23 protein-coding genes and 1 riboswitch are annotated in these 23,790 nt (G+C 73.9%); all 23 genes read right to left on the bottom strand.

Annotated features, from left to right (window positions below; all coding sequences use genetic code 11):
* Nucleotides 1–99: 99 nt before the first annotated feature.
* A riboswitch (FMN riboswitch) is annotated at nt 100–225 on the bottom strand.
* A gap of 145 nt (nt 226–370) precedes the next feature.
* Entirely contained in the window at nt 371–1,033 is a 663-nt protein-coding gene (gene rpe, locus NHG27_RS03425) for a ribulose-phosphate 3-epimerase (RefSeq protein ID WP_497014746.1), read from the bottom strand.
* A gap of 99 nt (nt 1,034–1,132) precedes the next feature.
* Complete coding sequence (locus tag NHG27_RS03420; RefSeq protein ID WP_497014745.1) at nt 1,133–2,770, bottom strand: RsmB/NOP family class I SAM-dependent RNA methyltransferase; 1,638 nt, start codon at nt 2,768–2,770, stop codon at nt 1,133–1,135.
* Nucleotides 2,767–3,720 carry a methionyl-tRNA formyltransferase gene (gene fmt / locus NHG27_RS03415; protein ID WP_193720230.1) on the bottom strand — a complete coding sequence of 318 codons (954 nt, stop codon included), beginning with the start codon at nt 3,718–3,720 and terminating at the stop codon, nt 2,767–2,769. Before fmt ends, NHG27_RS03420 begins: the two co-directional genes overlap by 4 nt.
* A gap of 87 nt (nt 3,721–3,807) precedes the next feature.
* Nucleotides 3,808–4,458, bottom strand: coding sequence for an HAD family hydrolase (locus tag NHG27_RS03410; protein WP_321575420.1), 651 nt, complete (start codon nt 4,456–4,458; stop codon nt 3,808–3,810).
* Nucleotides 4,455–6,758: a primosomal protein N' gene (locus tag NHG27_RS03405; protein WP_497014744.1), complete on the bottom strand. Its 2,304-nt coding sequence runs from the start codon at nt 6,756–6,758 to the stop codon at nt 4,455–4,457. Before NHG27_RS03405 ends, NHG27_RS03410 begins: the two co-directional genes overlap by 4 nt.
* A 52-nt stretch (nt 6,759–6,810) precedes the next feature.
* The gene (gene metK / locus NHG27_RS03400) at nt 6,811–8,019 is read right to left on the bottom strand and encodes a methionine adenosyltransferase (protein ID WP_497014743.1); all 1,209 of its coding nucleotides are present in this window, start codon (nt 8,017–8,019) and stop codon (nt 6,811–6,813) included.
* A gap of 65 nt (nt 8,020–8,084) precedes the next feature.
* A complete protein-coding gene (coaBC, locus tag NHG27_RS03395) occupies nt 8,085–9,320 on the bottom strand; it encodes a bifunctional phosphopantothenoylcysteine decarboxylase/phosphopantothenate--cysteine ligase CoaBC (protein WP_497014742.1) in 1,236 nt (411 codons plus the stop codon).
* Nucleotides 9,321–9,384: 64 nt separating this feature from the next.
* Nucleotides 9,385–9,657, bottom strand: coding sequence for a DNA-directed RNA polymerase subunit omega (rpoZ, locus tag NHG27_RS03390; protein ID WP_193720226.1), 273 nt, complete (start codon nt 9,655–9,657; stop codon nt 9,385–9,387).
* A 164-nt stretch (nt 9,658–9,821) separates the two neighbouring features.
* A complete protein-coding gene (gene gmk / locus NHG27_RS03385) occupies nt 9,822–10,436 on the bottom strand; it encodes a guanylate kinase (RefSeq protein ID WP_193720260.1) in 615 nt (204 codons plus the stop codon).
* 1 nt (nt 10,437) lies between these two features.
* A complete protein-coding gene (gene mihF / locus NHG27_RS03380; protein WP_193720225.1) occupies nt 10,438–10,749 on the bottom strand; it encodes an integration host factor, actinobacterial type in 312 nt (103 codons plus the stop codon).
* Between the two features lie 128 nt (nt 10,750–10,877).
* A complete protein-coding gene (locus NHG27_RS03375) occupies nt 10,878–11,774 on the bottom strand; it encodes a tyrosine-protein phosphatase (protein WP_497014741.1) in 897 nt (298 codons plus the stop codon).
* A 131-nt stretch (nt 11,775–11,905) separates the two neighbouring features.
* Nucleotides 11,906–12,793, bottom strand: a complete 888-nt coding sequence (gene pyrF, locus NHG27_RS03370) for an orotidine-5'-phosphate decarboxylase (protein ID WP_497014740.1) — start codon at nt 12,791–12,793, stop codon at nt 11,906–11,908.
* Nucleotides 12,790–16,137: a carbamoyl-phosphate synthase large subunit gene (carB, locus tag NHG27_RS03365; RefSeq protein WP_497014739.1), complete on the bottom strand. Its 3,348-nt coding sequence runs from the start codon at nt 16,135–16,137 to the stop codon at nt 12,790–12,792. The genes pyrF and carB overlap by 4 nt, the downstream gene beginning before the upstream one ends.
* Before the next feature lie 3 nt (nt 16,138–16,140).
* Nucleotides 16,141–17,394 carry a glutamine-hydrolyzing carbamoyl-phosphate synthase small subunit gene (carA, locus tag NHG27_RS03360; protein ID WP_193720221.1) on the bottom strand — a complete coding sequence of 418 codons (1,254 nt, stop codon included), beginning with the start codon at nt 17,392–17,394 and terminating at the stop codon, nt 16,141–16,143.
* The gene (locus NHG27_RS03355; protein WP_497014738.1) at nt 17,391–17,954 is read right to left on the bottom strand and encodes a PH-like domain-containing protein; all 564 of its coding nucleotides are present in this window, start codon (nt 17,952–17,954) and stop codon (nt 17,391–17,393) included. The genes carA and NHG27_RS03355 overlap by 4 nt, the downstream gene beginning before the upstream one ends.
* Entirely contained in the window at nt 17,951–19,297 is a 1,347-nt protein-coding gene (locus tag NHG27_RS03350) for a dihydroorotase (protein WP_193720219.1), read from the bottom strand. Before NHG27_RS03350 ends, NHG27_RS03355 begins: the two co-directional genes overlap by 4 nt.
* Nucleotides 19,294–20,316, bottom strand: a complete 1,023-nt coding sequence (locus NHG27_RS03345; protein WP_193720218.1) for an aspartate carbamoyltransferase catalytic subunit — start codon at nt 20,314–20,316, stop codon at nt 19,294–19,296. The genes NHG27_RS03350 and NHG27_RS03345 overlap by 4 nt, the downstream gene beginning before the upstream one ends.
* Nucleotides 20,313–20,966: a bifunctional pyr operon transcriptional regulator/uracil phosphoribosyltransferase PyrR gene (gene pyrR, locus NHG27_RS03340; RefSeq protein WP_193720217.1), complete on the bottom strand. Its 654-nt coding sequence runs from the start codon at nt 20,964–20,966 to the stop codon at nt 20,313–20,315. Before pyrR ends, NHG27_RS03345 begins: the two co-directional genes overlap by 4 nt.
* A 254-nt stretch (nt 20,967–21,220) precedes the next feature.
* The gene (nusB, locus tag NHG27_RS03335) at nt 21,221–21,637 is read right to left on the bottom strand and encodes a transcription antitermination factor NusB (protein WP_193720216.1); all 417 of its coding nucleotides are present in this window, start codon (nt 21,635–21,637) and stop codon (nt 21,221–21,223) included.
* Between the two features lies 1 nt (nt 21,638).
* Nucleotides 21,639–22,202, bottom strand: a complete 564-nt coding sequence (gene efp, locus NHG27_RS03330) for an elongation factor P (protein ID WP_056652011.1) — start codon at nt 22,200–22,202, stop codon at nt 21,639–21,641.
* Between the two features lie 198 nt (nt 22,203–22,400).
* Nucleotides 22,401–22,952, bottom strand: a complete 552-nt coding sequence (locus tag NHG27_RS03325; protein ID WP_193720215.1) for a hypothetical protein — start codon at nt 22,950–22,952, stop codon at nt 22,401–22,403.
* A complete protein-coding gene (locus NHG27_RS03320; RefSeq protein ID WP_497014737.1) occupies nt 22,949–23,563 on the bottom strand; it encodes a helix-turn-helix domain-containing protein in 615 nt (204 codons plus the stop codon). The genes NHG27_RS03325 and NHG27_RS03320 overlap by 4 nt, the downstream gene beginning before the upstream one ends.
* A gap of 114 nt (nt 23,564–23,677) precedes the next feature.
* The coding region (locus tag NHG27_RS03315; protein WP_497014846.1) for an integrase core domain-containing protein at nt 23,678–23,790 on the bottom strand (113 nt) is incomplete at its 5' end.

The following is a 23,790-nucleotide window of genomic DNA, read 5'->3' as shown; positions in this document are numbered from 1 at the left end:
GGTGAGCACGATGCTCCGGGGTGAGGGGTGGGCGACGTCACGGGACCCGAGGGTCCACGGACGTCACGACACCACGGCACAGGGCTCCGCCCCGCGCCGCCACGTACTTCCTCCCATCCGGACTTTCACCGTCGGTCCTGGAGTTCCACCAGGTCAACCACGCCGAGGCGTGGGTCGCGGACTGTCACCGCCGGCTCGGAATTGCACCGACCCCGGAGCACGTGTGTGCGTACTGCTCGATCTCTGTCGTCGAGCCCGGGCCTCGCGCACCGAGGGTGCGCGTCGCGCCCGGGTTCTCGTCCTTCCCAGCATGCCACACGGGGCCGTGCGCACGGTGCGGGCCGCCCGCGGGCTGGGACGACGTGACGGGTCAGTGCGCGTGCTGGTCCGCGAGCGCCCGCAGGGCCGCGATCTCCTCGGGGACGTTCTCCGCCCCGTACACGGCGGAGCCCGCGACGAACACGTTGGCACCGGCCTCGGCCGCGCGCTCGATCGTGGCGCGCGAGATGCCGCCGTCGACCTGGACCCAGACGTCGAGCCCGGCCTCGGACACGGCGTCGCGGATGCGGCGGATCTTGGGCAGCGTGCCCTCGATGAAGGACTGACCGCCGAACCCGGGCTCGACCGTCATGACCAGGAGCATGTCGAACTCGGGCAGCAGGTCCAGGAACGGCTCGACCGACGTCGCGGGGCGCAGCGCGAGGCCCGCGCGCGAGCCCTGGCGGCGCAGCTCGCGCGCCAGGCGCACGGGGGCGGTGGCGGCCTCGGCGTGGAACGTCACGGACGCGGCGCCCGCCTCTGCGTAGCCGGGGGCCCAGCGGTCGGGGTCGGCGATCATGAGGTGCGCGTCGAGCGGCACCGGGGACACCTGGGCCAGGCGCTCGAAGATCGGCAGCCCCAGGGTCAGGTTGGGCACGAAGTGGTTGTCCATCACGTCGACGTGCGCGTAGTCGGCGCTCGAGATCGCGCCCAGGTCGCGCTCGAGGTTCGCGAAGTCGGCGGACAGGATGCTGGGGGCGATGAGTGCGGACATGGTCACCAGCCTAGAGGGCGCCCCCGGCCCGTGCGCAGACGCGAGGAGGGCCGGGCGGGGTGGCCTTCACCACCCGGCCCGGCCCCTGGCCGAGGCGTCTCAGGCCCGACGGCGCAGCAGCGTCAGGTGCATCGCGTCCGTCCCGTGGACGTGGGGCCACAGCTGCACGTCGGTGCGGTCCGCGAGGGGGATGTCGTCCCCGGCGACCTGCCGCACGGCCGCGGCCGCGTCGAGGACCTCGACGTCGTCGCGCCCGGCCAGGACGTCCTTGACGACGAGCTGGGTCTCCGCCAGGTGCGGGGAGCACGTGACGTACCCGACGACGCCGCCGGGGCGCACGGCGTCCAGGGCCGAGCCCAGGAGCTCGCGCTGCAGCGTCGTGAGGGTCGCGATGTCCCCGGGGGTGCGGCGCCAGCGCGACTCGGGGCGCCGGCGCAAGGCCCCCAGGCCGGTGCAGGGCGCGTCGACGAGCACACGGTCGTACGCGCCGGGCTCCTCGACCCCGACCCGGCGTCCGTCGCCCACCTGGACGCGCTCCACGGCGTCCGCGGGCACGGCCGCGAGCGCCTGCTCGACCAGTCGTGCCCGGTGGGGGGCGACCTCGTTCGCGACGATGCGCGCGCCCTGCTCGCCCGCGAGGGACGCCAGGAGCGCGGCCTTGCCGCCCGGGCCCGCGCACAGGTCGAGCCAGCGCTCGTCGGGGTTCTGCCCGGCGGTGGTGGCGCCCCCTGCGTCCCCTGCGGGCGCTGCGAGCGCTGCGGGCGTGGTGGGCGTGGTGGGCGTGGCCGCGAACGCGAGCGTCACGAGCTGGCTGCCCTCGTCCTGGACCCCGGCGGCGCCGTACCGGACCGCGGGGATCGCCGCCGGGTCGGAGCCGGACAGGACCAGCGCCGTGGGCGCCCACCGTCCCGGCGTGGTCGTGGCGTCGCCGCGCACGTCGTGCGCGACCTCCCCGGCGAGGCGCTCGCGGCTGACCAGGCCCGGACGGGCGACCAGGGTCACGCGCGGCGCCGTGTTGTCCGCCTCGAGGAGCTCGGCGAGGTCGTCGGCCGAGCGTCCCGTGCCGACCAGGGCCTCACGCATCGCGCGCGCGATCCACACCGGGTGGGACTGGGTGGTCGCGAGGCGCGTGACGTCGTCGGGCGCGTCCTCGGTGATGACCTCGAGCCACTCCTCGAGGGTCGAGCGGGAGATCTTGCGCAGGACCGCGTTGACGAACTGGGCGCTGCCGGCCCCGGCACGGGCGCGGGCCAGGCCCACGGTCTCCGAGACCGCGGCGTGCTGGGCCACGCGCATGCCCAGGAGCTGGTGGGCGCCCAGGCGCAGCAGGTCGAGCACGTTCGGGTCGACCTGGTCCAGGGGGCGGTCGACGCACCGGGCGATGATCGCGTCGTAGCGCCCGCGCAGGCGCAGCGTGCCGTACGCGAGCTCGGTCGCGAACGCCGCGTCGCGCCCACGGATGCCGCGGGCGCGCAGCAGCGGGGGCAGGACGAGGTTCGCGTACGCGTCGGAGCCGGCGACCTCCTGCAGGACGTCGAACGCGACGTTGCGCGCCGGGTCGGCGCCCTTGGCGCGCTGGGAGGGCGCCGCCTCGGAGCGCTGACCGGCCCCCCGGGCGCGGGCCGCCCCACGCTCACGTCCGCGCGCGTCACGGCGGTCACCGCGGTCACGGCCACCGTGCCCGCCGTGCGTGCCGTCCTGCCCGGGGGTGCCGCCGGTACGTGCGTCGCCGCTCATGCCTGGTCCTTCGTCTCGTCAGGGGTGCCCAGGACGACGTGCTCGCCCAGGCGGGCGCCGCGGGCCCAGTCGGTCGCGGCCATGTGCTTCTTGCCCACGGGAGCCACCTCGCCCAGCGCGACGGCGTGCGTGCCCGTGCCCACGAGGACCTCGCGCTTCGCGGCGCGCAGCTCACCCGGGGCCAGGTCGGTCACGTCGGGGCGCGGGACCACGGGGCCCAGACCCAGCCGGGCGCCGTCGGGCAGCGTGGTCCAGGCACCGGGGGCGGGCGTGCAGCCGCGCACCTGACGGTCGATCGCGAGCGCGGGGCGGGCCCAGCGCACGTGCGCGTCCTCGGGCGTGAGCTTCGCGGCCGTGCTGACGCCCTCGGCGGGCTGGAGGACGGGGGACGCGGCGCCGTCCTCGATCGCGTCCAGGGTCGCGACGAGCAGCCCGGCCCCCGAGGTCGCGAGGCGACCCAGGAGGTCACCTGCCGTGTCGCGGGGACGGATGGTCTCGGTCATCGTGCCCAGCACGGGCCCCGAGTCCAGGCCCTCCTCGATGAGGAACGTCGTGGCGCCCGTGACCTCGTCGCCCGCGATGATCGCGCGCTGCACGGGGGCCGCGCCGCGCCAGGCGGGCAGGACCGAGAAGTGCAGGTTGACCCAGCCGAGACGCGGCACGTCGAGGACCTCGCGGCGCAGGATCTCGCCGTACGCCACGACGGGCGCGCAGTCGATCTCGAGCGCGCGCAGCCGGGCCACGAACTCCTCGCCGCGCGGGCGGTCGGTGATGACCGGGATCCCGGCCTCCTCCGCACGCACGCGCACGGGGCTCGGGGTCAGCCTCCGGCCGCGGCCCGAGGGCGCGTCGGCGCGGGTGAGGACGGCGACCACCTCGTGCCGGGAGTCGATCAGGGCATCGAGGGCCGGGACGGCCACGTCCGGGGTTCCGGCGAAGAGCACACGCATGAGGCGAGTCTAGGTGGTGCGCCCCTCCCGGCCCGCGCCGGGCCGGGCCTGCGGCGCTCCCCCGGGCAGGCGGCGACCGGCGCCCGCTCAGGCCTCGCGGACCCCGACGCCCAGCTCCCGCAGCCGCGCGCGCAGGCCCGCGGCGTCCTCGAAGCGCAGCGTCCGGAAACCCAGGGCCTGCGCGGCGGTGACGTTCGCCACGGAGTCGTCGACGAAGAGGGTGCGCGCCGGGTCCAGGTCGAAGCGTCCGGTCGCGACCTCGAAGATGCGCGGGTCCGGCTTGACGAGCCCCACGCGCCCGGAGACCAGCACGTCCTCCATGAGCCCGACCGCCGGGGCCGCTGGCTCGGCCTCGTGGAACATCTCCGCGGACCAGTTCGTCAGCCCGTACAGCCGCACCCCGAGGTCGCGCAGCTCGCGCACGACCTCCTCGGTGCCGGGCACGGGGCCCACGAGGCTCGCCGCGAAGTTCTCGGTGTACACGTCGAGCGTGCTCACGTGCTCGGGGTGGTGCTCGGCGACCTCGCGGCGTGCGTCGGCCCAGGACCGACCCGCGTCCTGGCGCGCGTTGAACGTCGGGAAGTCGACCGCCTCGAAGAAGGCCTCGACGTCGGTACGGTCCATGCGTCCCGCGTACGCGGCGTACGGGTCCCAGGCCACCAGGACGTTGCCGAAGTCGAACAGCACGGTGTCGACCACCGGGCTCGCGGGAGGGGTCGGGGACGGGACGGTGCTCACAGCATCTCCTTGGGGTCGAGCTGGACGCGGACGCTCCCACCCTCGCGCTTCGCGGACCGTACCGCCAGGGAGGCCGAGAGCTCGCGCGCGAGGAGGCGTCCCTCGCGCAGCGGCACGCGCACGATCGTGCGCACGGGAGGTTGCAGCGACGGGTCGCGGCCGGCACCGCCGCGTGCGGGCCGGCCGACGGCCTCGGGGACCTCGACGGGTCCCAGGGTCGTCGAGGCGTCGGCGAGACCCACCCGGGCCACGACGGCCTCCACGGCCTGGCGGTCGCCCGTGACGGCCGCGACCCGCACAGCGGGCGGCAGGTCGAGCTCGCGACGCTCGGCGAGCTCACGGTCCGCGAACCCGGCCGGGTCCCAGCGCACCAGGGCGTTGGTGGGCCCGGGTGCCGCGTCCCCCACGAGGAGCACCTGCCCGCCCTCGCGGGCCGAGCGCACCAGGCCCGCGGCCGCGAGCCAGCGGTGCAGGGCGTCCTGGGCCACGGCGAGGCCCACGTGCGCGGTGCTCAGCGCGGCGTCGAGCAGCAGGGCGGCGGCGTAGCCGCCCTCCGCGACGGGCTCCGCGCCCGGGGTCGCGACGATCACGGCCGGACGCGGCCCGACGACGGAGATCACCCCGCCCGGTGCGCTCGCCCCCGACACGCGCACCGCGACGCCCGGGAACGCCCGGCCCAGCTCCTCGGCGGTGCGCCCCGACCCGACCCGCACCGAGCGCAGGCCCGTCCAGTGGCACTCGTCGCAGGACCACGCCCCGGCCAGGGCCCCGCACCACGCGCACTGCGGCGGTGCGCCCGGCCCGGGAAGCATGAGCGGCCCGTGGCACGTGCCGCAGTGCGCTGCCGTCCGGCAGCGTGCGCACGCCACGACGGGCAGGTAGCCCGCGCGCGGGACCTGCACCAGCACCGGCCCGGACGCCAGGGCGTCGCGCACGGCCCGCCACGCGGCGCTCGGCAGGCGGGCCGCGGCCGCCGCGCCCTCCGCCGCGAGCTCGACCGACGTCAGGGCCCGCACCCGGGGGGCGCGGGCGCGCAGCACCTCGCGCGGTGCGGCCACCTCCCGGGCCCAGCCCGACTCGAGCAGCGCCTGCGCCTGGACGGTGCGGCTGACCGAGCCGAGCAGGAACGCGGCCCCCTCCAGCTCGCTGCGCAGCGCGAGGACCTCGCGGGCGTGCGGGTAGGGCGAGCGGGGCTCGGCGAGGGTCTCCTCGCCGTCGTTCCAGCACGCGACCAGGCCCAGGTCCTGGACCGGTGCGAACGCCGCCGCCCGGGTGCCGATCACGATCCGTACCTCGCCCCGCAGCGCCGCGAGGAAGCTGCGGTACCGCGGGGAGGGGCCCTCGTCCGCGGTGAGGCGCACGAACTGCCCGGTGCGGCGCGCGGTGTGCGGGGCGTACCCGGCGAGCTCGAGGGCGCGCGCCATCTGGTCGACGTCGCGCGCGTCGGGCAGCACCACGAGCGCGCCCCGCCCGCCGGTGACCGTCGCACGCACGGCCTCGGCCAGGGCCAGGGCCCAGTGCTGCACGGCCTGCGCGGGGTCCTCGGGCTCCTTGTCCGCGGCGCCGGCGCGCGGTGCCTGGGCGGGGGCGCCCTCCGCGACCCGGCCCGGCAGGGCCGTCCAGACGGCGCGCGGCGCGGACCCGCCCACGAGGTGGTGCAGGAACGCTGCACCGCCGCGGTAGGGGGCCCACGCGGAGGGACGGGCGGGGTCCGGCGCGGGGGCGTGCTCGGCGACCGCCGCGGGAGGCGCCGCGTCACCGGGGGCGCCGGCGTCGGCCGCGCCCTGCACCTCGGTGGGGGCGTCGGCCTCCCCGCCCGACGGCGCCGCCTCGGCCCGGGCGTGCCGCGGCGGGATCGCGAGGCGCAGCACGTCCGAGAGCGTGCCCGCGTAGTGGTCGGCGACGGTGCGGCACAGCGCCGCGACCTGCGGCGTGAGGACCTGCTCGGCGGACACGAGCCGCTTGAGCGGCACGAGGCGCCCGTCGTGGTCGCTCGAGGCGGCCCGCGCCAGGACGTACCCGTCGACCTCCTGCGGGCCGAACCGTGCCTTGACCCGGACCCCGGGCTGTGCGCCGGCCGCCATCGAGGCCGGGACCAGGTAGTCGAACGTCTGGTCGAGGTGGTGCGGGACCAGGTCCAGCACCACCCGGGCCACCGGGAGGTCGGAGGCGATCTCGAGCGCCCCCACGGGGCGGGCCGTCCTGCCCGGCGCGCGTCCCGTGCGCGCCGGCGCCTGCGGGACGGGGATCAGCGTGAGCTGCTCCCCCGCGTCCTCGGGGGCGGCGTCCTGGCTGGTCATGGACCTATCTCAGCACGCGCCACCCACGCCGGGCGAACCCGTCGCGCGCGCGTCAGACGGCAGCCTGCAGCGCTGCCACGCGGTCGGTGCGCTCCCACGTGAAGTCGGGCAGCTCGCGCCCGAAGTGCCCGTAGGCCGCGGTCTGTGAGTAGATGGGCCGCAGCAGGTCGAGGTCGGCGATGATCGCCGCGGGGCGCAGGTCGAAGACCTCGTCGATGGCCGCACGGATGCGCTCGACCGGGACCGTCTCGGTGCCGAACGTCTCGACGTACAGGCCCACGGGGTGCGCCTTGCCGATCGCGTAGGCGACCTGGACCTCGCAGCGCCGTGCGAGGCCGGCCGCGACGACGTTCTTGGCGACCCAGCGGGTCGCGTACGCGGCCGAGCGGTCCACCTTGGACGGGTCCTTGCCGGAGAACGCGCCTCCGCCGTGACGGGCCATGCCGCCGTAGGTGTCGACGATGATCTTGCGGCCGGTCAGCCCGGCGTCGCCCTGGGGGCCGCCGATCACGAACTTGCCGGTCGGGTTCACGAGCAGGCGGTAGTCCGAGACGTCCAGGTCGAGGGCCTCGACGACCGGCGCCACGACGAGCTCGGCGACCTGCTCCCGCAGCCGCTCCTGGAGGACCTCCTCGTCGTGCTGCGTCGACAGGACCACTGTGTCGAGGCGGACCGCGCGGTCGCCGTCGTACCCGATGGTGACCTGCGTCTTGCCGTCGGGGCGCAGCCCGGGCAGCGAGCCGTCCTTGCGGACGAGCGCGAGGCGCTCGGCCAGGCGGTGCGCGAGGAAGATCGGCAGGGGCAGGAGCGTGGGCGTCTCGTCGCTCGCGTAGCCGAACATCAGGCCCTGGTCGCCGGCCCCCTGCGCGTCGAGCGGGTCGCGCGAGACGCTCGGGCCGGACGAGTCGTCGCGCTCCTCGAGGCTCTTGTCGACGCCCTGGGCGATGTCCGGGGACTGCTGGCCGATCGAGACCGAGACGCCGCACGAGTCGCCGTCGAACCCGATCGCGGACGACGTGTAGCCGATCCCCCGGACGACGTCGCGGATGATCTGCGGGATCTCGACGTACGCGTTGGTCGTGACCTCGCCCGCCACGTGGACCAGACCCGTGGTGACCATGGTCTCCACCGCGACACGCGACGTCGGGTCCTGCTCGAGGAGGGCGTCGAGGATCGCGTCGGAGATCTGGTCGCAGACCTTGTCGGGGTGGCCCTCCGTCACGGACTCGGACGTGAACAGGCGCAGGTCGTCAGAACTCATGGGATCCAGCGTACTGTCCCGCTAGGTGATACCCGGCATCCGACCACTGAGACGTGAAGGAGATCTCAGTGGGTGGGCGCCGCGGGTGGGGGCGAGACCTTGAGGACCGCGTCCCATACCGCGTCCGCGACCTCGCGCTTGGTGCCCTGGGCCTGGGCGACCGTCTCGCCCTGGGCGTCGACGATCGTGACCTCGTTGGTGTCCGTCCCGAAGCCCTTGCCGTGGCCGACCGGGTTGATCACCAGGAGGTCGGCCCCCTTGCGCCGCGCCTTGGCGCGGCCGTGGTGCCACACGTCGCCCGACGCGTCGCCCGTCTCGGCCGCGAAGCCGACGACGACCTGGCCGGGCCGGCCGCGGTCGCGGGCCAGCTCCGCGAGGATGTCGGGGTTCTCGACGAGCTCGATGGGGGCGGGCCCCTGGCCGGGGACCTTCTTGATCTTGGACGCGGGGGTGTGCGCGGGACGGAAGTCCGCGACCGCGGCGGTCATGACCACCACGTCCGCGTCGGGCGCGAGCGAGAGCATGGCCTCGCGCAGCTCGGCCGTGGAACCGACCGTCACGACGTCCTCGAGCCCGTCGAGCGGCTCGCTCAGGTTGGCCCCGACGAGCGTCACGCGCGCGCCGCGGTCCTGCGCCGCACGGGCCAGGGCGATGCCCTGCCGGCCGCTCGACCGGTTGCCGATGAACCGCACCGGGTCGATGGGCTCGCGCGTGCCGCCTGCCGAGACCACCACGCGCAGGTCCGACAGGTCCTGCGCGGCCTGCGGCTCGCCCGACCGGGCGGCGACCTCCAGCGCGACCCGGGCGATGTCCTCGGGCTCGGGCAGGCGGCCCGGTCCCGAGTCCTTGCCCGTCAGCCGTCCGCTCGCGGGCTCGATCACGTGCACCCCGCGCGAGCGCAGGGTCGCGACGTTCGCCACGGTCGCCGGGTGCTGCCACATCTCGGTGTGCATGGCCGGTGCCATGACGACCGGGCACGACACGGTCAGGAGCGTCGAGGTGAGCAGGTCGTCCGCACGACCGGCGGCCGCGCGCGCGAGGAGGTCCGCCGTGGCGGGGGCGACGATCACGAGGTCCGCGCCCTGGCCGAGCGCGACGTGCGCGACCTGCGGGACGTCGTCGAAGACCTCGGTGCTGACCTTCTCGCCCGAGAGGGCCTCGAACGTCGGCGCCCCGACGAACCGGAGCGCCGACTCCGTGGGGACCACGCGCACGCTGTGCCCCTGCTCACGCAGCAGCCGCAGCAGGAGCACGGCCTTGTAGGCCGCCACTCCCCCGCTGACCCCCAGCAGGATCCTCATCGTGAGATCCCTCTCCCCGCCCGGCACGCCAGGACCGCGGAGCCGCCCGCAGGCGGCCTCGCGGTCAGGAGGCCGGAGCCTCCACGGTCTCGATCGTGAGCAGGCCCTGGTTGATCTCGCGCATCGCGATCGACAGCGGCTTCTCCTGGTTGCGGGTCTCGACGAGCGGGCCCACGTTCTCCAGCAGGCCCTCGTTGAGCTGCGAGTAGTACGCGTTGATCTGACGGGCGCGCTTGGCCGCGTAGATCACGAGCGCGTACTTGGAGTCCGCGCGCTCGAGCAGGTCGTCGATGGGCGGGTCGGTGATGCCCTCGGGGGCAGCGATGGTTCCAGACACAGTCTCACTCCGTGAGTCAGGGGGGCCTGCAGCGGCTCGGACGGCCGTCCGCAGGTTGGATCAGAGGGGTTGCGCGCGCTCATGACGCACACGCCTGACGACCAGTCTACCGGGCAGGGACAAGTCGTCCCTGTTCCGGTCCCGGTGCGTCGGCGTGGACGACGTCACGCGACGGGCGTGAGCCCCATCGCCTCGACGAGCGCGTCGGTCGCCCGGTGCACCTCGTCGTTGACGATCACGACGTCGAACTCCGGCTCGGCGGCCAGCTCGACCCGGGCGGTGGCGAGCCGACGCTCGCGCTCCTCGGGCCCCTCGGTCCCGCGCCCGACGAGGCGGCGCTCGAGCTCCTCCCAGCTGGGCGGGGCGAGGAAGACGAACCGGGCCTCGGGCATGGACTCGCGCACCTGCCGCGCGCCCTGCAGGTCGATCTCGAGGAGCGCGGGGACCCCCGCCGCGAGCTTCTCCTCGACCGGACGGCGAGGGGTCCCGTACCGGTTGCGCCCGTGCACCACGGCCCACTCCAGCATCTCGCCCGCCTCGACCAGGCGGTCGAACTCCTCGCCGCTGATGAAGTGGTAGTGGACACCGTCCACCTCACCGGGGCGCGCGGGGCGGGTCGTCGCGGACACGGACAGCCACACCTGCGGGTAGCGTGCGCGGATGTCCGCCGACACGGTCCCCTTCCCGACGGCGGTGGGACCCGCCAGGACGGTCAGGCGGGCAGGGGTCGGTGGTGCGGCAGGCGCCGGGGCGGCCTGCTCGGCGGGCGAAGCGGAAATGTCAGCCAAACCTCTCGATGAGCGCCGCGGACTGGTGGGGTCCCAGCCCGCGGACACGACGTGTCTCGGCGATCCCGATCTCCTCCATGATCGCCCGGGCCTTCACCTTACCTACGCCGGGGAGCGACTCGAGCAGCGCGACGACGCGCAGCTTGCCGATCACGTCGTCCGTGCGACCCTGCTCGATGACCTCGGCGAGCGAGCCCTGGGAGTGCTTCAACCGGTTCTTGATCTCCGCGCGCACTCGACGGGCCTCGGCGGCCTTCTCGAGTGCCGCAGCGCGCTGCTCGGGGGTCAGGGATGGTAGTGCCACGCAAGTCACCTACTTGTCCTCAGACGGATGGGCCCACACGTGCACCGGGGTCGCCGACCGGGAATGCTGCCCCCGATGGCGACCTCGACACCCTCGAAACTAGCCACACCTGGCAGCTCCGGCAACGTTCACACGCCCTGAGCAGCGAACTTCCTCGCGATCTTCGCCCTGGTCGCAGGCCCGGCGCCGCACGCGTCGAGGTACCCGTCGATGCTCCCGAACTCCTCCTCGGCCAGCGCCCAGGCGTCCTGGAGGTACGCCGGCTCGACGCCCAGCAGGGGCGTGAGGGCGTCCTTGTCGAGGCCGGGGATCGGGGGGATCAGGGCCTCGAGCCCTTCGACGGCCGCACCGCTCGCGAGGTACTCGGCGAGCCTGTCCTGCGCGCCCACGCCGCACACGTGCTGGACGAGCGCGACGATCCACCCGGTCCGGTCCTTGCCCGCGGAGCAGTGCACGACGACCGCCCCGTCGGCGTCCGCGACGTCACCGAGCGCCTCCCCGACCGTCCGGCGGATGGTCGGGTCCGTGACGAACGTCGCATAGACGCCGTGCATCATGGCCCGCGCGAGCCCCTGCGGGTCCTCGGCACCGAGCAGGCGCCCGATCATCGCCGCGGTGTCCGCCGAGCGCTCCTCGTCGGCGTCCTCGCCGTGCGGCTCGCGGGGTGTCCCGGCCGGTCCGTCGGCCGTGCCCGCCGCCCGGAGCGCGTGCCCGACGCCGGCGCCCGGGTCCATCCGTCGGGCGCCCCCGGGCGTGGCCGCCGGGACCACGTCCTGCCCGTCGCGCTCGACCTCGTCCTGACCGCGCAGGTCGAGGTCGACGGTCACGCCGAGCGCCTCGAGGGCGGCCACGCCCTCCGGGGTCAGCTGCGACAGGCTCGCGGTGCGCACGAGCACCCCCGTCCGGAGAGGTTCGGTCGCACCGACCGGCACGGCCCGGCCCCCGACGTCGCGTGCGTTCCAGGTGCCGGGGATGTCGAGGACGCCAGGGGCCTGCGGCTCACCGGAGGCAAGGGAGGAAGTCATGGGTCGAGTCTGGCAGGCCGCCCGGCGCACGGCCCGACGGCCGCCGCGCCGAGACGCCGCGCCGAGACGCCACGAGGGCGCCCACCGGACAGGTGGACGCCCCCAGGGCATCGTGCGAGTGGTCGGGAGCCTCAGCCCCGCAGCGCCTCGACGGCCTCGCGAGAGGCCGCACGCGCCGCCGCGAGCAGAGCGCCGGCGTCCGGCCCGGCCGCCAGGACGCCCCGGGACGAGGACGCCAGCACCTGACGGCGCGCGTCACCGAAGACCGCGGCGAGCTCGGCAGCGCCCGCACCCTGCGCCCCGACCCCGGGTGCCAGGAGCGGCCCGTTGACGGCCGGGAGGTCGACCCCGGTGTTGCGCGCGGCGTCACCGATCGTGGCGCCCACGACCAGGCCGATCGACCCGAGCGGGGCCACGCCCGCGTTGAGCACCGCGGCCTCGGCCGCGATGCGCGCGGCGACCGACCGGACGTCGACCCCCGCACCCGTGCGGGCGTGCTGGACCTGCGCGCCCTCCGGGTTGGACGTCAGGCACAGCACGAACAGCCCGCGCCCCGTCTCGAGCGCCGCGTCCACGGCGGGCGTCAAGGACCCGAAGCCCAGGTACGGCGAGACCGTCAGGGCGTCGCCTGCGAGCGGCGAGCCGTCCCGCAGGTAGGCGTCCGCGTACCCGGCCATGGTCGACCCGATGTCCCCGCGCTTGGCGTCGACGATCGTCAGCGTCCCGGAAGGACCCGCCGCAGCAGCGGCTGCGAGCACCTCCTCGAGGGCCGCGACACCACGCGACCCGTGCCGCTCGAACAGGGCCGACTGCGGCTTGAGCGCCGCGACCTGCCCGCCCACGGCGTCCACGACCCGCAGGCCGAACTCACGGAGCCCCGTGGCGTCGTCGGGCAGGCCCCACGCCGCGAGCAGACCCGGGTGCGGGTCGATGCCCACGCACAGCGGCCCGTGCTCGTCCATCGCCGCGGCGAGCCGCTCCCCGAAGGGGCGGCGCGCCGCGCCCGACCCAGCGCTCACGCGCCCGCCCCGGCCTTGCGCGCGGCCGAGGCGGCCGTGTGCTCCTGCAGGCTCCACACGTCGAACGGGCCCGCGAGGACCGCCTCGATGCCCTGGACCGCGGCCGCGAGCTGCTGGGTCGTCGTGACGATCGGCTTGTCCGCGGCGGTCGTGGCCGCACGGATCTCGTAGCCGTCGGCACGCGCGCCCTGGCCCGACGGCGTGTTGATCACCATGTCGACCTTGCCCTCGGTGATGAGGTCGACGATCGTCGGCTCACCGTCCGCACCGCGGCCCGAGGAGAACTTGCGCACGATCGTGGCCGGGATGCCGTTGCGGCGCAGGACACCGGCAGTGCCCTGGGTCGCGAGGATCTCGAAGCCGAGCTCCGTGAGGCGCTTGATCGGGAAGACGATCGAGCGCTTGTCGCGGTCCGCGACCGACACGAACACCGAGCCCGAGGTCGGCAGTCCGCCGAACGCCGCAGCCTGCGACTTGGCGAACGCGCGCGGGAAGTCCCGGTCGAAGCCCATGACCTCGCCCGTCGAGCGCATCTCCGGGCCGAGCACCGTGTCGACCACGACGCCGTCCGTCGTGCGGAAGCGCTTGAACGGCAGCACCGCCTCCTTGACCGCGATGGGCGAGTCGAGGTCCAGCAGACCCCCGTCGCCCTCGGCGGGCAGGACGCCGCTCGCACGCAGGTCCGCGATGGACTCGCCCACCATGACGCGAGCCGCGGCCTTGGCCAGGGACACGCCCGTCGCCTTCGAGACGAACGGCACGGTGCGCGACGCGCGCGGGTTCGCCTCGAGGACGTACAGCACGTCCGAGACCAGCGCGTACTGCACGTTGAGCAGGCCGCGCACGCCCACGCCCTTCGCGATGGCCTCGGTCGAGCGGCGGATGCGCTCGATCTCGGCCTCGCTCAGCGAGACGGGGGGCAGCACGCACGCCGAGTCGCCCGAGTGGATCCCGGCCTCCTCGATGTGCTCCATGACGCCACCCAGGTACAGCTCGGTGCCGTCGTAGAGCGCGTCGACGTCGATCTCCATGGCGTCGTCGAGGAAGCGGTCGATGAGCAAAGGCGCGGGCAGCGAGCCCGTCGTGGTGCGGTCGTCCGTCGCGGCGGCGTGCAGCGCACGCTCCACGTACCCCGTGAGCTGCTCGGCCGAGTACACGATCTCCATGCCGCGCCCACCGAGCACGTACGACGGGCGCACCAGGACCGGGTAGCCGATGCCCTCGGCGACCTCGCGGGCCTGGGCCAGCGACGTGGCCGTGCCGAACGCCGGGGCGGGCAGACCCGCGTCGGCCAGCACGCGGCCGAAGACCCCACGGTCCTCCGCGGCGTCGATCGCCTCGGGCGACGTGCCCAGGATGGGCAGCCCCGCGTCCGCGAGCCGCTGCGCGAGGCTCAGCGGCGTCTGGCCGCCGAGCTGCACGATCACGCCCGCGACCGGGCCCGCGGCGAGCTCGGCCTGGTAGACCTCGAGCACGTCCTCGAACGTGAGCGGCTCGAAGTACAGGCGGTCCGAGGTGTCGTAGTCGGTCGAGACCGTCTCCGGGTTGCAGTTGACCATCACGGTCTCGTACTCGCCCTTGAGGGCGAGCGTCGCGTGCACGCACGAGTAGTCGAACTCGATGCCCTGGCCGATGCGGTTGGGGCCCGAGCCCAGGATGAGGACGGCCGGGCGCTCGCGCGGCGAGACCTCGGTCTCGAGGTCGTACGTCGAGTAGTGGTACGGGGTCTTGGCCTCGAACTCGGCCGCGCACGTGTCGACCGTCTTGTAGACCGGGCGCACGTCCAGGGCGTAGCGGACCTCGCGGACCGTCGACTCCCCCGCCGCCCCCATGCCGCGCAGCTTCGCGATCTGCGCGTCCGACAGGCCGTGGCGCTTGGCCTGGACCAGCACGTCGCGCGTCAGCGCGTCGGCGTCGGCGACCGCGGCCGCGACCTCGTTGACGAGCTGGATCTGGTCGAGGTACCACGGGTCGATCTTGGTCGCCTCGAAGACCTGCTCGATGCTCGCCCCCGCGCGCAGCGCCTGCTGGGTCGCGACCAGGCGGCCCTCGGTCGGGCGCGAGATCTCCGCCAGGAGCGCGTCGAGCTCCTCACCGGAGGCGGGCTCGCCGTCCCAGTGGAAGACCGCCCCGCCCTTGTCGATCGAGCGCAGCGCCTTGCCCAGGGCCTCGGTGAAGTTGCGGCCCATGGCCATGGCCTCGCCGACCGACTTCATGGTCGTCGTGAGGGTGTCGTCCGCCGCGGGGAACTTCTCGAACGCGAAGCGCGGGACCTTGACCACGACGTAGTCGAGCGTCGGCTCGAACGACGCGGGCGTCGAGCCCGTGATGTCGTTGGGGATCTCGTCGAGCGTGTAGCCGATCGCGAGCTTCGCGGCGATCTTCGCGATCGGGAAGCCCGTGGCCTTGGACGCCAGCGCCGACGAGCGCGACACGCGCGGGTTCATCTCGATGACGATGACGCGCCCGGTCTCCGGGTGCACCGCGTACTGGATGTTGCAGCCGCCCGTGTCGACGCCGACCTCGCGGATGACCGCGATGCCGATGTCGCGCAGCTTCTGGAACTCGCGGTCCGTGAGCGTGAGCGCGGGAGCGACCGTGATCGAGTCACCCGTGTGCACCCCGACCGGGTCGACGTTCTCGATCGAGCAGATCACGACGACGTTGTCCGCCGTGTCCCGCATGAGCTCGAGCTCGTACTCCTTCCAGCCCAGGATCGACTCCTCGAGCAGGACCTCGGTCGTGGGCGAGTAGTGCAGCCCCTGGCCGACGATGCGGCGCAGGTCCTGCTCGTCGTACGCGATGCCGCTGCCGAGACCGCCCATCGTGAACGACGGGCGCACGACCATGGGGTAGCCCAGGGACTCGGCCGCCGCGACGGCCTCCTCGACCGTGTGGATGATCTCGGAGCGTGCCGACTCGCCGCCGCACTTCTCGACGACGTCCTTGAACTGCTGGCGGTCCTCGCCCTTCTCGATCGCGGCGATGTTCGCCCCGATGAGCTCGACGCCGTACTTCTCGAGCACGCCGGCCTCGTCGAGCGCGATCGCGGCGTTCAGCGCCGTCTGCCCGCCCAGGGTCGCGAGCACCGCGTCCGGGCGCTCCTTCGCGATGATGGTCGTCAGGACCTCGGTCGTCAGCGGCTCGACGTACGTCGCGTCCGCGAACTCCGGGTCCGTCATGATCGTGGCCGGGTTCGAGTTCACCAGGACGACCCGCAGGCCCTCCTCCTTGAGCGCCCGGATGGCCTGGGTGCCCGAGTAGTCGAACTCGCAGGCCTGGCCGATGACGATCGGGCCGGACCCGATGACCAGGACGCTGTTGATGTCAGTTCTGCGAGGCACTGGTCAGTTCTCCTTTGCGGACGTCGACGGCGTGGCGGCCGAGAGGCCGGCGGCAGAGGCCGCGCCGGACGTCATGAGGTCGAGGAAGCGGTCGAAGAGGTAGGCGGCGTCGTGCGGGCCGGCAGCTGCCTCCGGGTGGTACTGGACCGAGAACGCGGGGATGTCGAGGCACTCGAGCCCCTCCACCACATCGTCGTTGAGCCCGACGTGCGAGACGACGACACGGCCGTAGCGGCCGCCGTCGTGCGGGGCGGTCGCCTGCTCCCCGATGGGGGCGTCGACCGCGAAGCCGTGGTTCTGGGACGTGATCTCGACCTTGCGCGTCGCGAGGTCCATCACGGGCTGGTTGATGCCGCGGTGACCGTACGCGAGCTTGTACGTGCCGAAGCCCAGCGCGCGGCCCAGGATCTGGTTGCCGAAGCAGATGCCGAAGTACGGCAGGCGGCGGTCCAGGACCTCGCGCAGCAGCTCGACCTCGTGCGTCGCGGCGCTCGGATCACCCGGGCCGTTCGAGAAGAACACGCCGTCCGGGTCGAGGGCCAGGATGTCCTCGATGGTCGACCACGAGGGCACCACGTGCACGCGGATCCCGCGCTCCGACAGGCGCTGGGGGGTCATCGACTTGATGCCGAGGTCCACCGCCACGACCGTCTTGAGGGGCTCACGACCCGCGAAGTCCCCCGAGGGCTCCACGACGTAGGCCGTGGGCGTGCTGACCTCGCGGGCCAGGTCCGCCCCCGCCATCGCGGGCGCCGACCGCACGAGCTCCACGAGCTCCTCGGTCGGGCGCGGGTAGCCGTCGCGCACCAGCGCGTCACCCGAGAACACGCCCGCACGCATCACGCCACGGTCGCGCAGGTGGCGCGTCAGGGCACGCGTGTCGACGTCGCTGATCCCGACGACGCCCTGCTCGACGAGCTCGTCCGTCAGCGAGCCGACCGAGCGCCAGTTGGACGCGCGCCGCGCAGGGTCGCGCACCACGAAGCCGCTGACCCAGATCTTGCGGGACTCGGGGTCGTCGTCGTTGACCCCGGTGTTCCCGATGTGCGGCGCCGTCATGACGACGATCTGCCGGTGGTAGGACGGGTCCGTCAACGTCTCCTGGTAGCCGGTCATCCCGGTGTTGAAGACGATCTCGCCGAACGTCGTGCCCAGGGCCCCGTACGGGCGCCCCGTGAGGGTCGTCCCGTCCTCGAGGACCAGGACGGCGGTCCGGTCGGTGTCCAGGGCGTCCGTGCTGGGGGTCGAGATGCTCACTGCTGCGGCTCCTTCGAGTCGTCGTTCGGTGCGCCGTCGGCGGCGGGAAGAAGCTCGCGCGCGGCGTTCAGGAGGGTGGCACGGTCCGGGGCGATCGGGGTCCGCAGCCCGGTGTCCAAGCGGGTCTCGGGGGCGTCGCCGGCCGCGGGGACCGTCCAGGTCAGGACGACCAGGCCGTCCTGACCGACGAACTTGCCCGCCATCCCCGGAGCCAGCGAGACGGCCTCCAGGGCGCTCGCGGGCACGAAGAGGTCAGGAGCGCCCTGCCGGGCGATCAGGACGCCCGAGCGGTGGACCGTCACGGCCGCGTTGGACCGGAAGCCGAGGCGGTGCGCTCCGACCCGCTCGAGCCAGTCCCCCGCGAGCGTGCTGGACACGTAGACCGCGGTGACGGGACCGGCGAGGACCTCACCGAGGTCCCCGTCCGGGACGGGCGGCGGGGCCGGGACGGTGTGGGCCGTGCGGGTCGTCAGTCGCTTGAGGCCCACGAAGACGACCGTGAGCAGCACGAGGCCGATGACGACCCAGATGCCGACCGCGACGGGCAGGGGGAGGTTCACGAGCGCACCCCCGCGACCTGCTCGACGGGTGCGCCGTCCAGGACCGTCGCGCGCCCGCGCAGGAACGTCGCGACGACCCGGCCCGGCAGCTCGCGGCCGTGGAAGGGCGTGTTGGTGCTCGCGGTGGACTGCGTGCGGCCGTCGACCACGCGGCGGGCCGCCGGGTCCACGAGCACCACGTTGGCGGGCTCGCCGACCTCGAGCGGGCGACCCTGCGCCGTCGGGCCCTCGTCGATGCGGCCGATGCGCGCGGGCGCGGCCGACAGGACGCGCGCCACGTCGGCCCACGTCATGCGGCCCGGGTCGACCATGGTCTGCTGCACGACGCTCAGGGCCGTCTCCAGGCCCGTCATGCCGAACGCGGCCGCGGCCCACTCGCAGTCCTTGTCCTCGCGCGTGTGCGGGGCGTGGTCGGTCGCGACGATGTCGATCGTGCCGTCGGCCAGGCCCTGGCGCACGGCCTCGACGTCGGCCGCGGTGCGCAGCGGCGGGTTGACCTTGAACGTCGGGTCGTAGTCCCGCGCGAGCTCGTCGGTCAGGACCAGGTGGTGCGGCGTGACCTCGGCCGTGACGTCGATCCCCCGGCCCTTGGCCCAGCGGATGATCTCGACCGACCCCGCGGTCGACAGGTGGCACACGTGCAGGCGCGAGCCCACGTGCTCGGCGAGCAGCACGTCGCGCGCGATGATCGCCTCCTCGGCGACCGCGGGCCAGCCCGCCAGGCCGAGCTCGGCCGAGACGACGCCCTCGTTCATCTGGGCGCCCTCCGTGAGGCGCGGCTCCTGCGCGTGCTGGGCCACGACGCCGTCGAACGCCTTGACGTACTCCAGGGCGCGGCGCATGAGGATGGGGTCCCAGACGCACTTGCCGTCGTCCGAGAAGACGCGCACCCGCGCGGCCGAGGCGGCCATGGCGCCGATCTCCGCGAGCTGGGTGCCCTCGAGACCCACGCTGACCGCGCCCACGGGGTGGACGTCGACCCAGCCCGCGTCGCGCCCGATGCGCCACACCTGCTCGACGACGCCCGCGGTGTCCGCGACCGGGGTCGTGTTGGCCATGGCGTGCACGGCCGTGAATCCGCCCACGGCCGCTGCGCGCGTCCCCGAGACGATGGTCTCGGCGTCCTCGCGGCCCGGCTCGCGCAGGTGCGTGTGCAGGTCGACGAGGCCCGGCAGGGCGACCAGGCCCGTCGCGTCGACGACCGTCTCGTCCTCGGCCACGGGGCTGTTCGCCGCGCGGACCTCGGTGATGACGCCGCCCGCGAGGACCAGGTCGACCGGGTCGGCGCCCAGCGGTGCCGCGCCCCGCAGGACGTAGGTGGGGGTGGTGGTCTGCTCGCTCATTCGAGTCCAGCCCTTTCCGTGGATGCTTCGCCCGCGAGGAGCAGGTAGAGGACGGCCATGCGGACCGCGACACCGTTGGCGACCTGCTCGACGATGACCGCGCGCGGTGAGTCGGCGGCCTCGGCGGAGATCTCCAGGCCGCGGTTCATGGGGCCGGGGTGCATGACGATGGTGTGGTCCGGCAGGAGCGCCAGACGACGCCCGTCGAGCCCGTAGTTGCGCGTGTACTCGAGCGGGTTCGGGAAGAACGCTCCCCCGCCCGCACCCGAGCCGCTCATGCGCTCGCGCTGGACGCGGAGCATCATCACGGCGTCGGGGGCGGTCTCCGCGAGGACCTCGTCCAGGTGGTACGACACGTCGCACGGCCAGGTCTCGACGCCCACCGGCACGAGCGTGGGCGGCGCCACGAGGGTCACGTGCGCGCCGAGGGTGTGCAGCAGGTGCACGTTGGACCGGGCCACGCGCGAGTGCAGCACGTCGCCCACGACCGCGACCTTGAGGCCCGCGAGGTCCTGGCCCGTCGGGTCGCCCGCGACCCGGGTGCCCCCGGCCCCGGCCGCGCCGCGCGCCACGAGGTGGCGACGCATCGTGAACGCGTCGAGCAGGGCCTGCGTCGGGTGCTGGTGCATGCCGTCGCCCGCGTTGACGACGGCGGAGTCGACCCAGCCGGCGTGCGCGAGCGTGTGCGGCGCGCCCGAGGCCTGGTGACGGATCACGACCGCGTCGGCACCCATGGCCTGGAGCGTGAGCGCGGTGTCCTTGAGCGACTCGCCCTTGGAGACGCTCGACCCCTTGGCGGAGAAGTTGATGACGTCGGCCGACAGCCGCTTGGCCGCGGTCTCGAACGAGATGCGGGTGCGCGTCGAGTCCTCGAAGAACAGGTTGACGACCGTGCGACCGCGCAGCGTCGGGAGCTTCTTGATCTCGCGCGACTGCGTGGCGGCCATCTGGGCGGCCGTGTCGAGGATGCGGATCGCGTCGGCGCGCGAGAGGTCCGCGGTGGACAGCAGGTGCTTCATCGGGTGGCCTCGCTCGGGGTGGTGGGCCGCTGGCTGATGAGCACCGCGTCGGTCACGGGCTCGCCCGACGACGCGGCGCCGTCGGTCTCCACGAGCCGCACGCTCACGCGCTCCGAGAGGGACGTGGGCAGGTTCTTGCCCACGTAGTCGGGGCGGATCGGCAGCTCGCGGTGGCCGCGGTCGACCAGGGCCGCGAGCTGGACCGCGCGCGGGCGGCCGATGTCGCTGATCGCGTCGAGCGCGGCGCGGATCGTGCGCCCGGAGAACAGCACGTCGTCGACGAGCACGACGACCTTGCCGTCGATCCCGGACGCGGGCAGGTGCGTGGCACCGATGGTCCGCACGGGGTGCTTGTGGAGGTCGTCGCGGTACATCGTGACGTCGAGCTCCCCGACGACGTCGGCGGCCACGAGGCCGGGCTCGATCGACGCGAGACGCTCCGCGAGACGGGCCGCGAGGGGCACGCCGCGGGTCGGGATGCCCAGGAGGACCACGTCGTGCGCGCCCTTGTTGCGCTCGACGACCTCGTGGGCGATGCGGGTCAGTGCCCGCGCGATCTCGGCTTCACCGAGAACGGTGGTCACGCCGTCCGAGGGGTCCTCGGGGGTGACGGGTGGTTCGGAAGACGGCACAGCAGGCCCAGAACTCATTCTGGTGACCTCCTTCCCCGCCTCACTGGACGGGCCTTAAAGGAAATCGGACGTTCTCACCCTACCGCCCGCCCGGACCGGGGTCCGGGGCTTCTCACGGGCTGGGCAGGCGTCGTTGGTCACAGTGCGCCGGCACGTCCCGCACGCGGCGTGAAGCACGTGTGCCGGCCCCGCCCCGAGGGCGGGGCCGGCACACGACGCACGCATCGCTCCACGAGCGGGGCCGAGGGCCCGTGGGGCGGGCACGACCTGGCTCAGGCCAGGATCGTCGGCTTCATCTCCTCGATGCGGGCCAGCAGCCCGTTGACGAAGCTCGGCGAGTCGTCCGTGGACAGCTCCCGGGCCAGGTCGACGGCCTCGTCGATCGCGACGGCGTCGGGGACGTCGTCGTTGTAGAGGATCTCCCAGCTGCCGATGCGCAGGAGCGCGCGGTCGACCGCGGGCATGCGCTCGAGGGTCCACCCGTGCGAGTAGGTCTCGAGCAGCTCGTCGATCCGCTCGCGGTGCGTCAGGACACCCTCGACGAGGTCCACGGAGTACTGCGGCAGGGGCGTCTGCGTGCCCGAGTCGACGATGCGGTCGGCGAGGAGGGTCTGCGGGTCCAGCTGGCGCTGCTCGGCCTCGAAGAGGACGTCGAGCGCGCGCTTGCGTGCCTTGGTTCGTGCACCCACGTCAGTCGTTCACGCGCCCCAGGTAGGAGCCGTCGCGGGTGTCGACCTTGACCTTGGTGCCCTGCTCGAGGAAGAGCGGGACCTGGATCTGGGCGCCGGTCTCGAGGGTGGCGGGCTTGGTGCCGCCCGTGGAGCGGTCGCCCTGCAGGCCCGGCTCGGTGTAGGTGATCTCGAGGACGACCGACGGGGGCAGCTCGACGTAGAGCGGGACACCCTCGTTGGTCGCGACGAGCGCGCTCTGGCTCTCGAGCATGTAGTCCGCGGCGTCGCCGACGGTCGCGGCCGGGACCGTGATCTGGTCGTACGTGGACGTGTCCATGAAGACGAAGTCCTCGCCGTCCTTGTACAGGTACTGCATGTCGCGCTTGTCGACGTTCGCGGTCTCGATCTTGAGGCCGGCGTTGAAGGTCTTGTCGACGGTCTTGCCGGACAGGACGTTCTTCATCTTGGTGCGAACGAAGGCGCCACCCTTGCCGGGCTTGACGTGCTGGAACTCGATGATGGTCCACAGCTGGCCGTCGAGCTTGAGCACGGTGCCGTTCTTGATGTCGTTGGTCGTCGCCACGTTCGGTCTTCCTGTCGCGTTGTCATGGTGCTGCCGACGGGGTGTCTCGCCGTGGGAGCCACGGGTGAGCCACTGATGCGCACACGTTCGGGTGCGCGCCCTGGCGGTAGCCGGCCTTCCCTGGCGGGCTCCCCGCGGCTCGCTGCGCACGCTCGGGCGCGACGAGGTCCTCGGGGGCCGCGAAAGGCCCGGCCCAGTCTACCGGAGGAGTCCCAGGATCGCTGCGCCCAGCAGTCCGGTCGCTCCGGCCCAGATCATCGAGGCGAGCGTGCCGATCATGAAGCGCTCGGCGCCGACCGGGTGCTCCCGCAGCTCGGGGTAGCGCCCGAGGCCCTTGATCGCCACCACGAACGCGATCCCGGCGGGGTACCCCGCGAGCAGGCAGCCCGTGATCGCGAGGCGTTCGAGGATCCCGATCCAGGTCCCGCCGCGCAGCGTCTGGACCGCCTCGGTCGCGAGCGGGTCGCCCGGTCCCGACGGCGCCGCACCGGCAGCCGGGTCGGGTGCGGGCGGCGGCGGCACCGGGACCCGCGTCGCGGTCGCCGCTCCCGGCCCCGTCGCGGGGCTGGTCCGCCCGGGAGGCGGCGGGACGGGACCGGGGTCCCGGACGGGGGGCACCTCCCCCTCGGCAGCCGAGCGGCGCGCGGCTGCCCGCAGGACCCACGGTGTCACGAGCATGCCGCCCAGGACGCTCAGCACGAGCGTCGCGACCACCACCCCTGCGACCGCCGTCCCTGTTGCGAAGCTCACGCGTCTGCCTCCTGGAGAAGTCTCGTCACGACCGGCCGGACGGCCGCTTCCTCGGGCCACAGGCTCGCGCGCAGCCGCTGGCTCACCGCCTGCTCGCTGATCCCGAGGACCCGGGCCACATCCTTCTGGGTACCGCCGGTACGCGCCAGCGCGTCCACGACCTCCCACCCCGCGGGCGTGCGCCGCCCGCCGACCGCGAGCAGCAGCCGCAGGAGCGCCTCGACCTCCCCTGCCGCCGCCGGGTCCGGGCCGTCGACCGCGCACGGGACGGGCGCCCCCCGGGTCTTGGCCCGTTCGACGGCCTCCCGGGCGTGCACGAACGCCGGCCCTGACGCCTCCCGCGAGACCGCGGGGAGCCGACCGCCCGGGCCGGTCAGCACGGACCCGATCCCCAGGCCCGTGCTCCAGCCGCCCCACCGCCCGATGGCGAGGACGATCTCCACGACGAGCGCGGCGTCGTCGAGCACGGCCTGGACCTCGTCACCGACCGTGCGGTCGAAGCCGATGACGATCCCGTCCCGCGCCCCGAAGGGCGCGAGGTCGGCCAGCAGCTCCGGCACGAGGTCTCCCCGGCGGGTGCTGGCCCTCTGGTCCACGGTCAGGACGAACATCTGTCCAGGGTAGCCGCTTGATGACGCATCATCAAGGGCTCAGGCTTGATGAGAAAGAATCAAGCTCTGTGCCTTGAGTGCTGAGGATCTAGGTGTACCCGGCCAGGAGGTTGGTTACAGCCTGCTGATCGGGGGTTGGCCGTCGAGGGCTTGGTGGCGACGGTGGGTGTTGTAGTGCTCGATCCAGGGTGCCAGGGCGGCAGCTCGTTCGTCGTTGGAAGTGAAGA

Source organism: Oerskovia sp. 140933 (genome assembly GCF_059651515.1).
Note: the sequence above shows the minus strand (reverse complement) of the source record. Positions and strands in the feature narration are given on the sequence as shown.